This is a genomic window from Mesobacillus subterraneus (genome assembly GCF_023715485.1).
GTDB lineage: Bacteria > Bacillota > Bacilli > Bacillales > Cytobacillaceae > Mesobacillus > Mesobacillus subterraneus_B.
The window spans coordinates 385,353-400,518 of record NZ_JAMBOF010000001.1 but is presented as its reverse complement, the minus strand read 5'-3'; the positions used below and the strand labels follow the sequence as shown (position 1 = coordinate 400,518).

The following is a 15,166-nucleotide window of genomic DNA, read 5'->3' as shown; positions in this document are numbered from 1 at the left end:
ATTTATGTCTCCAACAGAGAAAGACCTTTAAAACAGCCTAAATAAAAGAGCAGCCCGAAGCACCGCGGGCTGCTCTTGCAATATATATTTACAATCTAGCTTCTATATCTTCCATCATCTCGTCAATAGTGTCAGTGATTTCACTTGTCTTCCTGGCAACAGCAATGGTGAATTCCAATAATTCCTTATAATTTCCTACTGGAATCATTGAATTCGTTTTCTCGTATTCATTCACTTTTAAACCGAGATTTTGCAGGATCATAATGGCTTCTTCTACAGATCCTTTTTCAACATCAAACATTCTGATTCCCCCTATTTCTCTGGTTGAATTTCATTATGAGGGAGTTAAACCTTTTTTTAAATGGTAAAACTTTCATCTATATCCAATCTTACTGTAAAAAATAGGTAAAAAGTCTGTTTTTCTATTGTATTCTCGTAATTTTAATTTAAAAACGAAAAAATTACTGCTAATGTACTAAAACTTTCGAACTTAAAATGGCTTTTTACTTCAAAAAATGTTCACAATTCATCTCATCTTTCCTATCAGCTGCTGAACGAATTGCTCGCCGTCCATCAGCTTTCCGCCTCCCTGGGCAAGGGACTCATTGCCGCCGCCCTTACCGTCAACAATAAGCAAAGCTTCCTTCGTCAATTCCTTCAAATTAGCATTTGCATTCTTGCCGCGGGCAAAGACAAATTGCAGCTTGTCTTCATTTTCTGCAACGAGCAGGAAGGTCCGATCCTCTGCCTCAGAAACAAGCTGACGCGCCAGCTTCTGCAGCTCCTGGATGCTCCGGTTTTTATAAACCTTGCTTGCTACATCTCTATCACATTCAGCGATTAACTCAGCAGATTCGTAAGATAACAACCTGTCCCTCGACTCCTCGAGAGATTTTTCCAGCTCCTTACGATGAACAAGCATCCGATTAACCGCCTCCACCATGTCTTGCTCTGGTGCATTCAACGAGGCAGTGAGCTGCTGCAGGACCGAATGCTTGCGGCCAAGCTGCTTCAGGACGCGTTCCCCGCACACAAACTCTACGCGAACCTTTTTCTTCTGCCTTTCCCAGCCTAAAATTTTCAACGATGCTACCTGTCCTGTACTATCCGGATGAGTCCCGCCGCAGCCGTTGTAATCAAAGTCTGGTATGATGACTAGCCTGATATTCTTTGATACGGAAAGTTCTTTCCTCAGCTTATATTGATTCAGTTCCTCTTCATTGACCCATACTGTGGTGATCGGCCGGTTTTCAAGGATGATCTTGTTTGCAAGCTTTTCAACTTCAGCTGCTTCTTCAAAGGAGAGATTGTCTGTTTCCAAATCGATTGTCAATGTATCTTTTCCGAGATGGAAGCTGACTGTTTTATAATTAAACAGCTCTTCAAAAGCGGCAGATAAAATGTGCTGTCCGGAATGCTGCTGCATATGGTCAAAACGCCGATTCCAATCAATCCTGCCTTTTATTGTATCCGTTGTATCCAAATGCGTTTCTATGTAATGGCGGATTTCACCGTCGACCTCCTCGACATCCAACACTTTAATCTCATTTAATGTACCTGTATCGGATGGCTGGCCGCCGCCTGTCGGGTAAAAAGCTGTCTTTGACAAAACCGCATATAAACGCCCCGACTCGTCTTTTTCTTGTTTTATCAGTTCTGCGGAAAAGCTTTTCAAATATGCATTTTGATAATATAACTCCTGTTCCATTTCCTGCTTCACACTCCGATTTAAAAACTTTGATAACAAGTATAGCATTTTGATCTGTTTCCTTGTCCAGCTTCTTGAAAACCGGCATTCCATTCTTTAAATTCCGGAATTAAAAAGGCAGCTTCCACATGTCCATGGAAGCTGCCTTTTTCCTTTTATTGCCCAATCAATGCCTGCTCAGCCTTGTTGATTAACGTCCTGCCTCGCTCGACATATTCTTCCGGGAATGGCGCATCCTTGTCAGCAGGCTCTTTGAACTGGTTGAATGAACCGCTTAGCGCCCCAATATTCCCATCCTCATCAACGTCTGTTTCGAACTGATGATCGAGCAGGAATGGAGTACCGATTTGGACGAGGGTTCCTTCATCATCTAATGGACCACCAGTGGATTGGAAAGGAATCCGCACATATTGTTGGTCGCCATGATCATCATTCATCTTGTAATCGAAATAGGCATGGTCATACTCCCAGTTTCCATTGACCGTAAAGCCCATCGGCTCCAGTTTTTGTTTTAACTCTCCTACTGTAAGCTCTTTTCCTTCTATATTTGATTGAATTTGGATCATTTTGCAGACCTCATTTCGTTTTGGATTGGTATATTAGTATTTTCCACCTTGAAATAGTGGTCAAACATGCTACAGCATACTGGTAAAAAGTGAATTGCTTGCAAATTTTTATGGGTTTATATTGGAATCACTACAGAATCAGGCAGAATCACTACGTTTTTTAGCACAATCACTACGAAACAAACCATAATCACTACGTTTTTTGCAATAATCACTACGAAATCTTAGATAATCACTACTTTTAACAAATTAAGTAAAAAAAGTGGAGGCATCTCAGCCTCCACAAAAAGGTTATTTCGTTAAATGATAAACAATTGATTCAAAAGGACGTAGGTCGATTCGTGCAACATCCTTCCCAGAATCCTTATAGTTTGAAAGCAGGATTTTCGCCTTAAAACCATCGAGTGTGATTGACTCTGGAAGTTCAAATACTGTTTCTTCCCCGTAAAAATTGTTTACGACAAGCAGTTTTTCATCCTCGCCGTTTCTTATATAAGCGAAGATTTCTCGATTTTCTTCAAGAATCAGCTCGTAATCACCATAAGTGATGATGTCATACTGTTTTCGCAGCTGTATCAGCTTCTTATAGTGGTAAAATACCGAATTCTCATCAGCAAGCGCTTTTTCAACATTCACAGTCTGATAATTCTTCGCTACATCGATCCAGGGAGTGCCTTTTGTAAAACCTGCATGTTGTTCTGCATTCCATTGGACAGGAGTGCGTGAGTTGTCCCGGGACTTGCTTTGCAAAATCTCGAGGATTTCTTTTTCAGGCATACCTTCTGCCTGCTTTAATTTGTACATATTTAATGATTCTACATCTCGATAGTCTTCAATTTTATCAAAATAAGGATTCGTCATCCCGATTTCTTCACCCTGATAAATATATGGTGTACCTTGCATCATGTGGATTGCGGTTGCCAGCATCTTCGCGGACTCCCGGTGGTATTCACCATCATTTCCATAGCGGGACACAACTCTCGGCTGGTCATGGTTGCACCAGAATAACGCGTTCCAGCCGCCGCCTTTATGCATTTCGGATTGCCATGTTGATAGAATCTGCTTCAATGCAAGGAAGTCAAAATCTGCAAGAGTCCACTTGTCACCATTTTTATAATCGACTTTTAAATGATGGAAGTTGAACGTCATGCTTAATTCGTTTCGTTCCGGATTCGAGTATTTTATGCAGTTTTCGATTGTTGTGGAGGACATCTCTCCAACGGTCATGCTGTCATATTTCGAAAAGACCTCACGGTTCATTTCCTGCAAATATTCATGGATCTTCGGGCCGTCTGTGTAAAATTTCCGGCCATCCCCCGGCGGCACGGAGCCGTCATCATCCGGGAAGTCTTGGTCTTTGGAGATCAAGTTGATGACATCAAGCCTGAAACCATCGACTCCCTTCTTGAACCAATAATCCATCATTTCATATACATCGTTGCGGAGCTGTTCATTCTCCCAGTTCAAATCCGCCTGGGTCACATCGAATAAGTGAAGATAATATTGACCTGTTGCTTCATCGTACTCCCAGGCATTCCCGCCAAATTTGGATTCCCAGTTAGTTGGTTCGCTGCCATCTTCCTTTGGATCCTTCCAAATATAATAATTACGGTAAGGACTCTCTTTTGACTTCCTGGCATCCTGAAACCACTCATGTTCCGTGGATGAGTGGTTCACAACGATGTCCATGATCAGCTTGATTCCACGCTGATGTGCTTCCCCAAGAAGACGGTCAAAGTCTTCCATCGTTCCGTATTCTTCATATATTTTATAGTAGTCTCTTATATCGTATCCGTTATCTCGCTGAGGTGAGTCGTAAATTGGCGTCAGCCAGATTACATCGACACCCAGTTCTTTCAGATAATCCAGCCTGGCGATAATCCCCGGAAGGTCGCCTGTTCCATTGCCGGTTGTGTCAAAAAAACTCTTTGGATAGATTTGATAGACAACAGCCTTTTTCCACCATGGTTCAGTCATGATAAAACATCCACCTCCATCAGGATTCACTCTCTTGTTGAAATTATGCTTCTTTGTTCTTCCTAGTTTTAGCCATTATGAATGTCAGTACGAACGGCACGACAAGCGCGATTCCCATCCCGATGAAGAACACTCCCCAAAACTCAGTGAAAATTGACAAGAATGCCGGCAGGCCGCCCACACCGATAGAAGGAGCTTGGACGCCCCGAAGCGTAATGACAATTCCTGCAATCGCAGAACCGATGATTGCCGCAATAAAAGGATATTTATAGCGCAGGTTTACCCCGAACATCGCAGGTTCAGTGATTCCAAGCCAAGCTGAAATCGCTGAAGTCAATGATAGACCTTTCAATTTTTCATTATCCTTGTCTGCAAACATCATCGCGAATGCCGCTGAACCCTGGGCGATATTTGAAAGAGCAACCATTGGCCATAGGAATGTGCCGCCAATCGTGCCAATCAATTGTAAATCAACCGCAAGGAATGTATGGTGCATACCAGTGATAACGAGTGGCGCATAAAGGCCACCGTAAATCAATCCGCCAATCGCCGGAACTGCTTCAAAAATACCAACAACTCCATTAGTGATCAAATTACCGATTGCAAAAGTGATTGGTCCGATGACAATGAAAGAAAGGAAACCTGTGACCAACAACGCGATCGGCGCAACCGTCAGCAATTGAAATGCATCAGGTATACGTTTTTTCAAGAAAATCTCCATTTTCGCAAGTACATATGAAGCTAGCAATACAGGCAATACTTGTCCCTGATAACCTACTTTTTCCACAGTTAAACCGAATATATTCCAAGTTGGAATTTTGCCTTCCTGCTGCGCAGCACCATAACCCCATGCGTTCAATAGATCAGGATGCACAAGCATCAATCCCAGAACCATACCGAGAAGCGGATTTCCGCCAAACTTATTGACGGCACTCCAGCCAATCAAACCTGGCAGGAAGACGAATGCTGTATTTGCAATCAAATTAATAATGCTCGCAAAGTCAGCCCATCCAGTATAAACATCAATAAGCGCCTTGCCTTCAAAGAAGATATCCTTCCCTGTAAGGATGTTGTTGATTCCCATTAATAGACCTGCTGTAACAATCGCTGGCAGAATCGGAATGAAGATATCCGCAAGTGTTTTAATCGCTCTTTGCAGAGGATTCAAGTTTTGTGCAGCAGCATCTTTGATATCCTGTTTAGATGCTTCACCCATACCTGTGATAGCAACCATTTCAGCATATACCTTGTCAACCAGCCCCTGGCCGATGACGACCTGGTATTGGCCATTTGCAGAGAATGACCCCTTTACAAGTTCAATATTTTCAAGCTTTTCTTTATCTACCTTGCCTTCATCCTTCAAGGCAAATCGCAGCCTTGTGACACAATGGGTGGCAGCTGCAATGTTTTCTTTGCCGCCGACAGCTTCGACAATCTGTTCAACCGCTTTACGATCCATATTTTTCTCCTCCTGTTACCGTTTTCATTTCCTATTAAAAAAGAATGCTGATTTTACCAACGCTTGTATATACATGTTGTTTACGTTTTCATTCTACTTGTATATACAAGATTAGTCAACAATTTTAATCCCTCTTTAAAATTCCCTTAAATCTGCGTATAAAACAGACTTTTTCGCTGAACAGGCTGGCTTGGCAAAAATTTACCACTTGCCCCCGATGTTTTGATAAAAGGAATGTAAGGGTAAAAATAAGAGTAAGAAAACTTTTTAGCAAGTGCAGGAAGGGTGTTAAATATGTTGGGCACAAAAAAAATCGAACAAGGTTATAAAAAATTTGAAGCGAAGGCGAAAGAATATGTAAATCGTCCTGAGAAGACAGATGTTCTATTAAAAGATGCGAGCAAAAAGGCTGACGATAAAAAAGGTTCTCTATCGGAAATTTGGGACAACCTCCAACTCCTGTTCGACCTGGTCGGTGCTTGGCGGAGGGGAGAATACCGGAAAATTCCCACAGGCTCAATCGTGACAATCATTGCCGCTATAATCTATTTCGTTTCACCAATCGACTTAGTCCCTGATTTTTTGATGGGATTAGGAATCATCGATGATGCGGCGGTTATTGGATTCGTTTTAAAGCAGCTCACCACTGATTTGGAAAAATTTAAGAGTTGGAAAGAAAATTACACTCCAGAAAATGTAATCCTAGAGGAAAAACTCCCCCAACATAACGCATAAATACCATGGAGCCTGTCTTATTAGGGCTCCCTTTTTGTTGGGAAAATAGCAGCCTGTCTACTAGTTCATAAGTTCGCTTTTCAGGAATAAATATATAGTCCTATTCTAAAATCCTGTAATAGTCCGTACGTTAAGATAATAGTAAATTTTTTACAAAGACTTTTTTCGCGCAGCTTTTTTTCCTTTTTCATGACAAGCAGTAAAGCAGGCGAAAAGAGCCTAAATAAAAAAGGGGGAAGAATCATGCAAAAGCTCATGTTGTTGACGTTTGTCCTGCTGCTTGTTTTCTCTGGTTCTGTCATTGCCTCTCCTTCTCAAAAAGATTCATTTACTCAAGCTAAAACTACTTTCGAGAATTACCGAAGCGAAACCGTTGTCAATCCGGAGGGCTATGGCTGCTGGGTATGCACAAAATACACCTATCACAATGGATATAGAACCTGTGTATCAGGGGTATGGCTGACTTCTTGTCCAGTTACGTACTGAAGTTGAGTATTTTCGTAATACAAAAAAAGGCTGCTGTACAGCTATGAAATTTTCATACTGTACAGCAGCCTTTTTATATTTTGATTGTTTTCGAATTGCTTGTTGCTTTTCAAATAAGCCGATCCCAGCATTACTCCTGGCTTCGAGCTCTTTAAAGAAGATCTTGAACCAAGAAAGCAAAAAGTTCCAGAATCTAATTTCACGGATTGAATGTAAAAGCAACAAATTTTACGAAAAAGCGTTTATTTTTAGAGCATTACCCTTTCGTCCCAGAGGCAATGTTCGATCCTTCAATAAAATATCGCTGGAAAAAGAAGAACAATAGAACAACCGGCAGCAGGACTGTAACCGACATCGCCATTAAATAATGCCACTGTGTCTGGACGGTTCCCTTGAAGGTTTGTAGCCCAATCTGCAATGTGTACATGCTTTCATCGTTTATATAAAGCAATGGACCCAGCAAATCATTCCAAGCCCCGTTAAAAGAGAAAATCGCTACAGTAACCAATGCAGGCTTTGTCAATGGCAGCATGATATGCCACCAGATCTGCAAATGGCCCGCTCCGTCAAGGATAGCCGCCTCGATCAGTTCATTCGGGATACCCATCATAAACTGGCGGAGCAAAAAGATAAAGAAGGCACTTCCGAGAAAAGCTGGTACGATCAGCGGCAAGTAGGTGTTCACCCATCCAAGCTTCGAAAAGAGGATGTATTGAGGAACCATTGTCACGAATCCGGGAATCAGCATCGTAGAAAGTACAATTACAAAGAGAGTGTTTCTTCCCTCGAACCTGATTTTTGCAAAACCATAGGCCACCAGCGAATTGACTAGTACACTTCCAATCGTCCCTAGTGATGCGATTAATAAAGTATTCAATGCCCAGCGCGTGAATGGTGCCGTCTGCCAAGCTTCAATATAATTGCTGAAATTGAATTCTTTAGGAAATAAAGTCGGCGGGTACTGGGCGATTTCGGCTGGAGATTTCAATGAAGTCGAGATCATCCACCATAAAGGTATCAAAATCAATGTGCTTCCGGCAATGAGAAGCAGTGTCACGAAAGTGTGCTTTACATTTTCTTTAAACTTCTTCGTTTCGTAAAACTTAGGTTCTGTGACCGCACTCATTTCCCATCTCCCCCTTCATAATGTACCCAGCGTTTTCCGAGTTTCATATTCACTACTGTCAAGATCATCACGATGATGAACAGCAGCCATGCCATTGCTGAAGCATATCCCATATTAAAGACTTCAAAGGCATTGTTCCACATATGCAAATTATAGAACAACAGTGAATTTCCCGGGCCGCCACTTCCATTCTCTGTCATCACATAGGCTTCCTGGAAAATTTGGAATGAACCAATTGTGCTTGTGATGACATCAAAGAAAATTATTGGTGAAATCATTGGCAGTGTAATATGGAAAAATTTCTGCCATGCTGAAGCACCTTCAATATCCGCTGCTTCATACATCTGTGGCGATACACCCTGCAAACTTGCGAGATACAGGAGCATTCCCCCGCCTACACTCCACATTTTCATCAAAAGCAAGGCAGGCTTTGTCCATTCCGGATCAAAAAGCCAGGCCGGACCGTCAATTCCAAACCATCCGAGCATCGTGTTGACTAGTCCGGTAGATGGACTTAAAAGCTGCATCCACAGGAAGTAAACTGCCACCCCCGATAATACTGCCGGCAGGTAATAAATTGTACGGAATACTTTCATGCCTTTTACCTTCTGATTTAATAGAACACCGAGTAAAATTGCTCCGGCAGTAGTGAGCGGTACCGAAAAAACAACGTAATATAAGGTATTATATAAAGAAGTGCGAAATAAATCGTCCATTGTAAACATACGTTTGAAATTTTCAAATCCGACGAAATTCATTTTTGAGGTGATATTATAATCCGTAAAACTTGCAGCCAGACTGAATAATAATGGGCCCAATGTCAGCCCGATAAATCCAATGATCCAGGGAGAGATAAATAAATAGCCAGCCAGGTTGTCCTTTGCTTTTCTGCTAAGACCTTTCTTTTTACCTGCGGCAGAAGCTTTTGTTTCATGCATTACTTTAGCACTAGCTTCTGAATGCACCAATGTGCTTTCTGTTGACTTCATACAATCCTGAACCCCCTTGATGTAACGTTAAATACTTTAATGATTGCAAAAATATCTTTTTATGAAAAAGAGAAGGGCAGCCGCCTTCTCTTTCTCTAACCCTTATTTTTTCATTTTAGAAACATCTTTTTCCGCTTCTTCCAATGCATCCTCCGGTGACATTTTTCCTAAAAGTGCATTGTCAACCTGCGGGTTGATTCGACTGTGGTAGTCCGGATAGTCAACTGGTATTGGGAACATTTTCGTTTGCTCGAGATTCTTTACAGTTGCTTCATAGACGGTTTTATCATCGCCTTCAAGTTCATCAACTGTTGCTTCTGCAGCTTCCTTATTGGCAACATTGTCATAGTTTTTAACCGCCCAGTACTTCTGTGCGTCTACACCTGTCAGATATTTAATGAAATCCATTGCTTCCTTCGGATGTTTTGCGCCTTTAGGGACTTCTGCAACGAAACCGCCGCCTTCTGCAAAGTTTCCTGTTCCCTCTTGATAAGCCGGGATTGGTGCCACACCGAATTCAATATCTTGTCCATAATCTCTTAACTGTGTATAGAATGTTCCAACATCGACCCACATTGCTACCTTTTCAGCGATGAACGGATTTGCTTGCTCGCTTCCGAATTCCGCCTGGAAAGCCTGTACAGTATTTTCTCCCAGACGTTCCTTCCAGCCCAGGATCCATTCTAATGCTTCAACCTTCTTTGGTGTGTTGATGGCTAACTTGCCATTGTCGATAAAACCTTTTCCGCTGTCAGCATTCGTCATCCAGCTCGATGCGCCAACGCTTCCCCATAGAGGATAAAAACCGATGCGTTCATAGTTATCGCCTTTTTTGACATCTAATTTCTTTGCATACTCTTCAAGCTCAGCCCATGTTGCAGGCGGCTTATTTGGATCGAGTCCCGCTTCCTTGAATGCTTTTTTATTATAGAAAAGCAGGCGTGTATCTGTATTAAACGGAACAGCGTAAGCTTTTCCATCGTATTCTACTGTTTCCCATAAATGCGGATAAAACTGTTGTTTGAATGAATCGTCTACATACTTACTTAAATCCTCAACCTGTTTATTTTCCGCACGTTGAGATACTGTATTGATATCATTGATAATCACATCTGCTGGATTTCCAGCTGCTACTGAAGCCAGGTTCTTTGTCCAAATATCTCCCCATGGCAGGAAGGTATGTTTAACGAAAACCTTGTCCTGAGAGGTGTTGTAATCATCAATAATCTTTTCGATGATTGGACGGCGAGTTTCTGATCCCCAGAAAGTCCAGAAATTAACTATAACCTTTCCGTCCTTCGTTTTTTCTGCTTCTGCCTTCTGTTCGCCTGAACAACCAGCCAGCAGTCCGATAAGTAAAAATGATACAAGAATTAATGCAAGACCCCTCTTCATGATTCTCCCCCTGTATATTCAAGTTGATATTATAAACACAAGCTAACTATTACCCATTCCGAAATATTGATAAACATTTAAATTTATAAAAACAAAAAAACAGGTTCTAAAAATGAACCTGTTTTTCCATATCCTTTATCGAATTAATGATCAGGCTGGCTTGGTTTGCTGCTATTTTATAAATCTCCTTATCACTAAATTGTTTGATGAATACTTCATCCCCACTGATTGACAGCTTATATTTAGCAGATTTGCTGCCTTCGAAAACAATTAAAAGATCAAATTCTTGTTCCGCAGCAGGGACTTGTGACACAACAGTCCTGCTATTCAAAGCTTCTTGGATTGTCTTCCTCCATGCTGGATCCTCAATTATAACTACTCCCTTTCTAGTTAGATTGGAATTAAGGCTGAAATAATGGTCTGAATCAGACTTGGCCAAATAAGTCAGGACAACTTCACCTGCTGCAACAAGTTCCGCAGGTTTCATTGCGGATTGCTGGCTATGTACAGGATTGATGATTTGGCTATAAAGGAATACCGAACAAAACAGAACCATAGAAAAAGTAAGGAAGACTCCTGTCCAATTGCCGAATAAATTGTGGAATTGTTTTTTTGGTTTACTTGTTTGCATTATATGAATATACGTCTTCCGTTTTTGAGTTTGGGACCTGGGAATATGATTAAGACTCCTGAAGCTATCTTCTAGTTCAAATGATTTCTTCAATTAATTCGCCTCTTCTCTTTAACTCTTTTTTTAAGGCTGCCATCGCACGTGATGTAGTGATTTTCACTTTGCTCTCGCTCCAGCCAAGGATCATTGCTGTTTCTTTAATTGAGAATTCTTTGATTTTCCTTAAAATCAGTACTTCCTGATAGCTTAGTTTCAATGATTTAATTGTTTTGTAAAGAAGCGTTGTTTTCTCCCCTTTAACAATGATTTCTACAGGAGATGGCTGGCAAGACTGGACGACATACTTGTCCAATGAAAAAAACCGCAGCCTGTTTCCTCTTCTTAAATAATCAATCGCTACATTCCTGGCAATCTTCACTAACCACGTAAACATTTGCGAATCGCCGTTAAACTGATCATAATGCTTATACACCTTTAAGAATGTTTCCTGGGTCAAATCCTCGGCGACTTCCTTTTTCCCGGTCAATAACAGGAGATAACTGTATACCTTGTCACTGTATTCCTCGTATACCTTCTGGAAATGAATGCTATAGTTATCGCTCAAATTTCTCCCCCCTTTTGCAATCAGTTAGACGAATGGGCGTGGAAAAAGAAACAGTTTTTTCAGAATTTTTTTACTTTATTTTAAAATAACAGGAATATTTTTATTTTCCATCATTCTTAATGACTAACTTGGATATGACCTGGTAAAATTTCTACGCAAAAAAAGTGCTTGAAAAATCAAGCACTTCCCAGTTTCTTATTAGAATTTATGGCATGAGCAGCCAACGATAATCAGGAGGATGAACAACACAACGATTAAAACAAAACCGCTGCCGTAGCCTGCACCTCCAACGCCGTAACCACCTTGACCACAGCATCCGCCGTATCCGTACATATTATTACCTCCTTTTCGCAACCGATTATTCAATTTTTAGTAACCGAAACCCCAAGACGCTCCGATTATGATTAAGAGAATGAACAAAACAACAAGCAGAGCGAAACCGCCGCCATAGCCGCATCCTTCAGTCATCGTAACAACCTCCTTTTCTTATGTCCTTATATCCTATTCAGGTCGGGACATTTGTGCAATTAATCATCCCAAAAAAAATAAGCCCATATTCGGAATAGCGGAGGTGGCTTAGTTCGTTCATCATTTGGCCAAGAGGTGCAGCATGGACGCATTGCCCTTATCTATCTGCCCATACATTTTTTTATGGATAAAAAAGAGAGCCTCAATTGGGCTCTCTTTCATGCTATGACTAACCAATCATCTGCTCTTTGTTATGATGTGTTTCAGTCATGAACTCGTATGTAATCAATGGTTCAACCGGAATTTCCAGCCACCTTGACACTCCGTTCTGTGTCAGCTTCTCCATGTAAACTGGCTTGCAATCTTCCAGCAAGCAAAGTTTTAATGTTTCAAACCCATTCAGCTCATAGACCATTCTTTCGATTTCATTTTTTTCCTCGGGAGTGACGAGCACTTTCTCTTTTTTTGGCTCAAGCAGCACGACAATTAATTCCTTTCGCATCTGCTTTTCCAGCTCCATTCTGGCGAAAGCCAGTTTTTTCAAAGTCCTGTTCAATTTCCACATGCTGATTCCATCGATTTTTTTTAAGATCATCAAGATGCCTCCAATATTTACCCCAACTCTCATTCTAAAAGACAATTCGTATTAAGGTCAAAATATATTGGGGTATGGTAAAAATTCCAAAGGAAAATATAAAAGGCTCTTTTCGTAAACTGTGTTGCTTTCACAACCAAAAGTTTTTCGGATTTTAAAGCATTTCTTATTCAGAAATCTGCTCAAAAAAGAAATTGCTTTTTCGAAAACAACAACAATCTATGCACTACAGACAATAAAAAAGACTGCAGACTGATCCGCAATCTTAATGGATATATTCGAGGCAACGCTCATCATAGGTCTAAGAGATATTGGGCATATCGGGACATTCGGTCTTTGGTCCATTTTGGGGCAGAAACCATTTTAATATCTATATGTTCAAGGTTTCTCATCCGTTCTGCCAGATGATCCCTTGCGGATAGTGCAATGTATTCTGCCAGCATACAGTCTTCATTTCGGGTCGTCATTACGATTTCGATATCTTTATCATCTTTAACACAAACCTCGTACACCAGGCCAAGGTTCACAATATCGACTCCAAGCATCGGCTCTTGAACTTCTTCGAGCATTTTATAAATATCATTTTTATCCATATTGAGTTCCTCCCTCCGGAATGGTTAGGTTTGGTTTTCTTACTTCTATCATAAGAGAAGCAGGGAAAAAACAGGAGTGACGCACTTCACATTTCATATTATTGTCATTTTTAGAAGAATAATTTGTGTCTTTTTACCAGTGGGGGTTTAAATTTCATTCCAGACGGAAAAGAACAGGCTGAAATGAATTCAGCCTGTTCAGATTTTAGCCTATTACCTTTTCCTTTTTCTGCATTTTTTGCAAATATAACAATGTTTCCTTATCAGTGGTTGTTGGAAGCTCATACATCGACTGATACTCTTCAGGACCTTTTCCGGTTATCAGTACCCAATCACCTTTCCTGGCACTTTCCCAAGCGCTCTGGATTGCCATTGTCCTGTCTGTGATGATTGTGCCCTTATTCAGTCCAAACTGGTCATTAAGTTCCTTTAGTTCATTGAACATAACTTCTTCAGAAACTCCATTGAGATCATCAAAGGTTAGGATGAATTCATCGCTGAGCATGGCAGAAGCTTTGATCATATGCTCTCTTTTCGTTCTGTCCCGTTCGCCCCTGAAGCCAAAAATATGCTTGATTTTAGCTGCGTCGTGTTCTTTTGCAGCCTGCAGGCAATATTCTATCGCATCCTGGGTATGAGCGTAGTCGACAATAAATGTCGCGCCTTCAGGATGAGGTATCATTTCGAATCTTCCAGGCACACCCGGGAATGATTTCAGCGCTTCAATGATGACCTCTGGCTGGATTCCAATTTTTATAGCGGTCAAAAAGGCCATGGCCGCGTTGTAGACATTGTGCTGACCGGGAGATGGGAAGGTTAATGAATAAACTGCGCCGCCCATTTTAATATCGAACCTTGTCTGGCCATTCAATTTTATGTCCTCGATTTTCAAGTCATGGGAGTCATCGTAGCCAATTGAATATACTGGAATTTCTTTGTCGGTAAGCAATCTGGCCAGTTCGTCTCCCCATTCACTTAGCCTGCTGACAACGGCTGCTCCCTCAGGCTTCATGTAATTATACATCAATGTTTTAGCTTCGAAATAATCCTCAATCGTCGGATGATAATCCAGATGGTCATGGGATAGATTTGTAAATAATCCATAATCAAGCTCCAGCCCTTCGATCCTGAATTGCTTAAGAGCGTGAGAAGATACTTCAAGAACAATGAATTCATCATTGCTTTTCGCTATCAATTCCTGGATCTGCAAGGCATCTGGAGTAGTATTTGAAGGCTTGTACACTTCATCATTTATAATATAAGACACTGTTCCTAACAGCGAGCAGCTTTTCCCCGCGTGTTCAAGAATGTGCTTTAAGATGTATGACACAGTGGTTTTCCCGTTCGTTCCGGTAATCCCAATTACGGTGTGCTTTCTGGACGGATGGTTATAGAATGAACTCGCTGCCCTTCCGAGTGCAAGCCTGCTATCAATCACTTGTATGTAAGGAACATCAAGTCCAAGTTCATTTTCTCCGATAACCGCAGCGGCACCTTTTTCGATTGCTTCATCAATGAATTCGTGGCCATCCATCTGAAAGCCTGAAATCGCAACAAATAAATCTCCCGGCTTCACCTTCCGCGAATCCATCTGAATCCCGCCCAACTCTGGATCTGCGTCGTTCTTGTATTTTTTTATACAGCTGCCGAGGGCTTCCAGCACTTTGGTTAATCTCATTTCCAAAACTCCCTTTTTAACATGACAATAAATTCCGCACCTGGAATTTAGAAATGTATATATTATCTCTCTTTTTATATTCCCCAGTTTTTTAAAACTATGCCTCGTAAATTCTACTAGATTTCAACTTGAGAAAGATGAGCCAAACGAAATAGA

The 15,166-nt window shown here is 41.2% G+C and carries 17 protein-coding genes; 2 read left to right on the top strand and 15 right to left on the bottom strand.

From position 1 onward, the window contains the following. Window positions 1-88: 88 nt before the first annotated feature. From M3204_RS02015 to treP, 5 genes are all read right to left on the bottom strand, one after another. Entirely contained in the window at window positions 89-301 is a 213-nt protein-coding gene (locus M3204_RS02015; RefSeq protein WP_251477797.1) for a hypothetical protein, read from the bottom strand. A 225-nt stretch (window positions 302-526) separates the two neighbouring features. Continuing rightward, complete coding sequence (locus M3204_RS02010; protein ID WP_251477795.1) at window positions 527-1,756, bottom strand: alanyl-tRNA editing protein; 1,230 nt, start codon at window positions 1,754-1,756, stop codon at window positions 527-529. A gap of 107 nt (window positions 1,757-1,863) precedes the next feature. Continuing rightward, complete coding sequence (locus tag M3204_RS02005) at window positions 1,864-2,274, bottom strand: YugN family protein (protein ID WP_251477792.1); 411 nt, start codon at window positions 2,272-2,274, stop codon at window positions 1,864-1,866. 291 nt (window positions 2,275-2,565) lie between these two features. Beyond that, window positions 2,566-4,251 carry an alpha,alpha-phosphotrehalase gene (gene treC / locus M3204_RS02000; RefSeq protein ID WP_251477789.1) on the bottom strand — a complete coding sequence of 562 codons (1,686 nt, stop codon included), beginning with the start codon at window positions 4,249-4,251 and terminating at the stop codon, window positions 2,566-2,568. A 43-nt stretch (window positions 4,252-4,294) separates the two neighbouring features. Beyond that, a complete protein-coding gene (gene treP, locus M3204_RS01995) occupies window positions 4,295-5,710 on the bottom strand; it encodes a PTS system trehalose-specific EIIBC component (protein WP_251477786.1) in 1,416 nt (471 codons plus the stop codon). Between the two features lie 294 nt (window positions 5,711-6,004). Between treP and M3204_RS01990 the strand changes: the two genes are divergently transcribed. Next, on the top strand, window positions 6,005-6,445 hold the full coding sequence (locus tag M3204_RS01990; protein WP_251477783.1) for a YkvA family protein: 441 nt from the start codon (window positions 6,005-6,007) through the stop codon (window positions 6,443-6,445). A 243-nt stretch (window positions 6,446-6,688) separates the two neighbouring features. Then, window positions 6,689-6,931 carry a hypothetical protein gene (locus M3204_RS01985; protein WP_251477779.1) on the top strand — a complete coding sequence of 81 codons (243 nt, stop codon included), beginning with the start codon at window positions 6,689-6,691 and terminating at the stop codon, window positions 6,929-6,931. A 256-nt stretch (window positions 6,932-7,187) separates the two neighbouring features. Here the strand turns inward: M3204_RS01985 and M3204_RS01980 are convergent, their stop codons facing one another. The 10 genes from M3204_RS01980 to M3204_RS01935 form a co-directional block, all read right to left on the bottom strand. Continuing rightward, window positions 7,188-8,057, bottom strand: a complete 870-nt coding sequence (locus M3204_RS01980; RefSeq protein WP_251477775.1) for a carbohydrate ABC transporter permease — start codon at window positions 8,055-8,057, stop codon at window positions 7,188-7,190. Next, window positions 8,054-9,046, bottom strand: coding sequence for a carbohydrate ABC transporter permease (locus M3204_RS01975; protein WP_285856858.1), 993 nt, complete (start codon window positions 9,044-9,046; stop codon window positions 8,054-8,056). The genes M3204_RS01980 and M3204_RS01975 overlap by 4 nt, the downstream gene beginning before the upstream one ends. Window positions 9,047-9,148: 102 nt before the next feature. Beyond that, window positions 9,149-10,441: an ABC transporter substrate-binding protein gene (locus M3204_RS01970; RefSeq protein ID WP_251477773.1), complete on the bottom strand. Its 1,293-nt coding sequence runs from the start codon at window positions 10,439-10,441 to the stop codon at window positions 9,149-9,151. A 106-nt stretch (window positions 10,442-10,547) separates the two neighbouring features. Beyond that, window positions 10,548-11,165 (bottom strand): hypothetical protein, encoded by a 618-nt coding sequence (locus M3204_RS01965; RefSeq protein ID WP_251477770.1) that lies wholly within the window; start codon window positions 11,163-11,165, stop codon window positions 10,548-10,550. Next, window positions 11,149-11,676: an RNA polymerase sigma factor gene (locus M3204_RS01960; protein WP_251477768.1), complete on the bottom strand. Its 528-nt coding sequence runs from the start codon at window positions 11,674-11,676 to the stop codon at window positions 11,149-11,151. Before M3204_RS01960 ends, M3204_RS01965 begins: the two co-directional genes overlap by 17 nt. Window positions 11,677-11,874: 198 nt before the next feature. After that, window positions 11,875-12,009 carry a YjcZ family sporulation protein gene (locus M3204_RS01955; protein ID WP_251477764.1) on the bottom strand — a complete coding sequence of 45 codons (135 nt, stop codon included), beginning with the start codon at window positions 12,007-12,009 and terminating at the stop codon, window positions 11,875-11,877. Window positions 12,010-12,045: 36 nt separating this feature from the next. Then, the gene (locus tag M3204_RS01950; RefSeq protein WP_251477761.1) at window positions 12,046-12,144 is read right to left on the bottom strand and encodes a YjcZ family sporulation protein; all 99 of its coding nucleotides are present in this window, start codon (window positions 12,142-12,144) and stop codon (window positions 12,046-12,048) included. A 229-nt stretch (window positions 12,145-12,373) separates the two neighbouring features. Continuing rightward, window positions 12,374-12,739 carry a hypothetical protein gene (locus tag M3204_RS01945; protein WP_251477759.1) on the bottom strand — a complete coding sequence of 122 codons (366 nt, stop codon included), beginning with the start codon at window positions 12,737-12,739 and terminating at the stop codon, window positions 12,374-12,376. A gap of 293 nt (window positions 12,740-13,032) precedes the next feature. Next, on the bottom strand, window positions 13,033-13,332 hold the full coding sequence (locus tag M3204_RS01940) for a metal-sulfur cluster assembly factor (RefSeq protein ID WP_251477757.1): 300 nt from the start codon (window positions 13,330-13,332) through the stop codon (window positions 13,033-13,035). A gap of 205 nt (window positions 13,333-13,537) precedes the next feature. Further along, window positions 13,538-15,010, bottom strand: a complete 1,473-nt coding sequence (locus M3204_RS01935; protein ID WP_251477755.1) for a UDP-N-acetylmuramoyl-L-alanyl-D-glutamate--2,6-diaminopimelate ligase — start codon at window positions 15,008-15,010, stop codon at window positions 13,538-13,540. Window positions 15,011-15,166 lie beyond the last annotated feature (156 nt).

What these genes read in the sequence shown, in the direction of transcription:
- M3204_RS02015 (WP_251477797.1), bottom strand. Translation starts at nt 301, where the DNA reads ATGTTTGATGTTGAAAAAGGATCTGTAGAAGAAGCCATTATGATCCTG.
- M3204_RS02010 (WP_251477795.1), bottom strand. Translation starts at nt 1,756, where the DNA reads ATGCTATACTTGTTATCAAAGTTTTTAAATCGGAGTGTGAAGCAGGAA.
- M3204_RS02005 (WP_251477792.1), bottom strand. Translation starts at nt 2,274, where the DNA reads ATGATCCAAATTCAATCAAATATAGAAGGAAAAGAGCTTACAGTAGGA.
- treC (WP_251477789.1), bottom strand. Translation starts at nt 4,251, where the DNA reads ATGACTGAACCATGGTGGAAAAAGGCTGTTGTCTATCAAATCTATCCA.
- treP (WP_251477786.1), bottom strand. Translation starts at nt 5,710, where the DNA reads ATGGATCGTAAAGCGGTTGAACAGATTGTCGAAGCTGTCGGCGGCAAA.
- M3204_RS01990 (WP_251477783.1), top strand. Translation starts at nt 6,005, where the DNA reads ATGTTGGGCACAAAAAAAATCGAACAAGGTTATAAAAAATTTGAAGCG.
- M3204_RS01985 (WP_251477779.1), top strand. Translation starts at nt 6,689, where the DNA reads ATGCAAAAGCTCATGTTGTTGACGTTTGTCCTGCTGCTTGTTTTCTCT.
- M3204_RS01980 (WP_251477775.1), bottom strand. Translation starts at nt 8,057, where the DNA reads ATGAGTGCGGTCACAGAACCTAAGTTTTACGAAACGAAGAAGTTTAAA.
- M3204_RS01975 (WP_285856858.1), bottom strand. Translation starts at nt 9,046, where the DNA reads ATGAAGTCAACAGAAAGCACATTGGTGCATTCAGAAGCTAGTGCTAAA.
- M3204_RS01970 (WP_251477773.1), bottom strand. Translation starts at nt 10,441, where the DNA reads ATGAAGAGGGGTCTTGCATTAATTCTTGTATCATTTTTACTTATCGGA.
- M3204_RS01955 (WP_251477764.1), bottom strand. Translation starts at nt 12,009, where the DNA reads ATGTACGGATACGGCGGATGCTGTGGTCAAGGTGGTTACGGCGTTGGA.
- M3204_RS01950 (WP_251477761.1), bottom strand. Translation starts at nt 12,144, where the DNA reads ATGACTGAAGGATGCGGCTATGGCGGCGGTTTCGCTCTGCTTGTTGTT.
- M3204_RS01945 (WP_251477759.1), bottom strand. Translation starts at nt 12,739, where the DNA reads ATGATCTTAAAAAAAATCGATGGAATCAGCATGTGGAAATTGAACAGG.
- M3204_RS01940 (WP_251477757.1), bottom strand. Translation starts at nt 13,332, where the DNA reads ATGGATAAAAATGATATTTATAAAATGCTCGAAGAAGTTCAAGAGCCG.
- M3204_RS01935 (WP_251477755.1), bottom strand. Translation starts at nt 15,010, where the DNA reads ATGAGATTAACCAAAGTGCTGGAAGCCCTCGGCAGCTGTATAAAAAAA.